Origin of the sequence: Oerskovia sp. NPDC060287 (genome assembly GCF_042726775.1) — a bacterium.
GTDB lineage: Bacteria > Actinomycetota > Actinomycetes > Actinomycetales > Cellulomonadaceae > Oerskovia > Oerskovia merdavium.
The window spans coordinates 1-3,008 of sequence record NZ_JBHXBO010000354.1; the positions used below are offsets into that span (position 1 = coordinate 1).

The window sequence follows — 3,008 nt, forward strand, 5'->3', positions numbered from 1 at the left end:
AGCTTGAGGATCGTTGTCTGTGTGAAGTACGTGCCCGACGCGACCGGTGACCGGATCGCGATCTACATGCCGATGATCCCGGAGACCGTGGTCGCGATGCTGGCCTGTGCCCCGGTGCGCCGCCGTCGTTCTTCCGTGCGAGGGGTGCCTCAGCGCGGGGCCGTACCCTCCGTCGGGGGTGTGGCGGGAGGCGTGTCGGTACCGGTCGGCGGGACGCCCGGGCTCTTGGGCTCGACGACCGGCGGGACCTGGGTCGTGGGGACGCCCGGGCTCTTGGGCTCCTCGACAGGAGCCGCGTGGGCCGAGGTGCGGGTGGGCGGCGTGACCGGCGGGGTCGTGGGTGCCGGCGTCGTCGGGGCCGGCGTCACGGGAGCGGCCGGGGCGGCGTGCGCGGGCGTGTGGGTCGGCGGTGCGGCCGACGAGAGCCCGCCGCCCGAGGTGTAGCCGGCCGGCGTCTCGACCGCGACCGCAGGCCCGCTCGCGATCCTGCGGAGCGCGATCCCGATGAGGATGAACATGATGCCGAGACCGATCACGAGGGCCGCGACGCCGAACGCGACGACCGACGTGAAGAGCGAGGCGCGCAGGAACGAGGCGTTCATGACCGTGGCGCGGCGCTCGTCGTCCTGCGGGAGCTCGGCGTAGGTCTGGCCGTCGCTCATCTCGAGCGCGTGCTTGTTGATGACCTCGGCCTGCGCGTAGGCGGAGAACGGCCCGCTGACGTGGGCCCCCGCGAGGAACGACGCGTCGTCGGACACCGTGATGTCCTCGGCCGACAGCTGCGAGGACACGACGCCCCACGTGACGCCACCCGCGATGATCATGACGATTCCCGCGATGACGCTGAGGAGTCCGATGACTCCTACGCCCTTCGCGGGCCGAACCGTGACAGTGCTGGACATTGCGGTATCCCTCCCCGAGCCGGATCTTTGGTGTCAACGTAGCGACGTTTCGTCGTTTCCGCCGGACGAAAGGTCTGTTCGACGTCGAAACGGCGCACGCACGGGCAGGTCGGACACTCCGTCGATGGGAGAATCCGGGGGTGAGGATCACCCATGTGACGGACTGCTACCTGCCGCTGCTCGGCGGCATCGAGACCCAGGTGAGCCGTCTCGCAGCCCAGCAGGCCGCGGCGGGCCACGTCGTCGAGGTGGTCACCACGACGCCGGCGGCGCGCGGCGAGCACGGGGTGAGCACCGAGGTGCACGACGGCGTCACGATCCACCGCGTCGCAGCCCGGGTCCCCGGTGGCTACCCTGTGCATCCCCGCGCTGCTCACCACGTGACGCGCCGCCTGCGCGCGTCACGGCCCGACGTCGTGCACCTGCACATGGGCGTCCTGACGCCGTCCGTGCAGGCGTCGCTGAAGCCCGTCGCGCGCCTCGGTCTGCCCGCGGTCCTGACCGTGCACAGCGTGTGGGGGTCGGCCGAACCGTGGTTCGCCGCGCTCGACCGCGTCACGCACTGGTCGCGCCTCCCGATCCTGCTCTCGGCCGTGAGCGAGCTGACCGCGGCGCCGCTGCGGCGCATCGCGGGACCCGGCGTGCCCGTCGAGATCCTGCACAACGGGCTGGACCTCGACGAGTGGGCCGTGCCGCGCGTCGAGCGCGACGCGCGGGGCGAGGGCAAGGCCGTCCACGTCGTCGCCGCGACCCGGTTCGCGCCACGCAAGCGCGTGCTGCCCCTGCTCGAGTCGATCCGGCAGGCCGTCGAGCGGCTCCCCCAGGACGCGCTGTTCGCGACGATCGCGGGCGAGGGCCCCGAGCTCGACGCGGCCCGGCGCTTCGTCAAGGAGCACGGGCTGTCCTCGACGGTCAGCCTCCCGGGACGGCTCGGGGCGCACGAGCTCAAGCGGCTCTACTCGCGCGCCGACGTGTTCGTGGCACCCGCCGTCCAGGAGTCCTTCGGGATCGCGGCGCTCGAGGCCCAGGCCGCGGGGCTCGCGGTGGTGACGCGCGCCGAGTCCGGGGTGGCCGAGCGCCTGACGGACGGGGTCGACGGGCTGCTCGCCGCCGACGACGCCGAGATGACCGAGCAGATCGTGCGGCTCGTGACGCAGGACGGCCTGCTCGACCGGATCGTCGCGCACAACCGCGAGGTCCGGCCGTCGAGCGGGTGGCCCAGCGTGCTCGCGGACGTCGAGAAGGCCTACGAGAAGGCGGCGGCATACCGCGAGGAGATAGCCGCGCGGGGGTAGAACCGGGGCCGTGCGCTCCCGGCCGCACGGGCCGACCGAGGCTCAGTCCTGGGGCAGGGTCTCCAGCTCCAGCACGTGTCGACGCTCGAACTCGACGCGGTCTCCGGCGAGCAGGCCGGCGATACCCGCCGGGTCGTTGTCGAGCAGACCCACCATGCGATCGCCCTCGACCTCGGTCACGAGCACCCACATGCGCTCGCCGATCCCCGCGTCGGGGACGAAGACGAGCTTGACGAGGCGTCCCGGGACCACCCCCGACGTGTCCCCGGGGACGGCATAGGTCTGCGGGTGCTGCGCGTTCCACTCGACGACGTCACGGAGCGACCACCGGTCGGGCTCCTGTCGACGGCCTCGGCGGTCGTGCTCCGGGAGGTCCCGCAGCATCCCCTCCTGCTTCCGGTCGAGCGTCCCGTCGCCGAGCATCTGCTCCAGGATTCGAGCGTTGTACGGCCCGAGGAGGGTCCACGGCCCCACCCTGTCGTGACTCGCAGCCCGGATCGCCACCTGTGCCCGGCGGAGCGGGAGCCTCGCGAGCCCAGGATCGATCGCCAGCACGTCGTGGAAGTGCGCGACCACAGGCTGGGACTCGTCGGACTCGACCGCGGAGAGGTAGGTCCACCCGTCCGGCCACCGGACGACCCGCGTCACGGCGAGGCCGCTCTCCAGGACCTCGACGCTCGAGACCACGAGCTCGTCAGGAGCGGGGACCTGAGGCCGCCGGGACCGGCCGAACATCAGGGCTCTCCGACGAAGCGCTGACGAGTCGCGTGCGGTTCCATGACGGGCAAGGTACCGCACGAACGTACCGGGT

3 protein-coding genes are annotated in these 3,008 nt (G+C 72.3%); 1 reads left to right on the plus strand and 2 read right to left on the minus strand.

Annotated features, from left to right (window positions below; genetic code table 11):
* Window positions 1-149: 149 nt before the first annotated feature.
* Window positions 150-902, minus strand: a complete 753-nt coding sequence (locus tag ACFWFR_RS18760; protein WP_377624100.1) for a hypothetical protein — start codon at window positions 900-902, stop codon at window positions 150-152.
* A gap of 140 nt (window positions 903-1,042) precedes the next feature.
* On the opposite strand from ACFWFR_RS18760, the gene ACFWFR_RS18765 reads away from it, so the two are divergent.
* Window positions 1,043-2,197 carry a glycosyltransferase family 4 protein gene (locus tag ACFWFR_RS18765; RefSeq protein WP_377624102.1) on the plus strand — a complete coding sequence of 385 codons (1,155 nt, stop codon included), beginning with the start codon at window positions 1,043-1,045 and terminating at the stop codon, window positions 2,195-2,197.
* A gap of 42 nt (window positions 2,198-2,239) precedes the next feature.
* On the opposite strand, the gene ACFWFR_RS18770 is transcribed toward ACFWFR_RS18765, so the two are convergent.
* Complete coding sequence (locus ACFWFR_RS18770; RefSeq protein ID WP_377624103.1) at window positions 2,240-2,932, minus strand: hypothetical protein; 693 nt, start codon at window positions 2,930-2,932, stop codon at window positions 2,240-2,242.
* Window positions 2,933-3,008 lie beyond the last annotated feature (76 nt).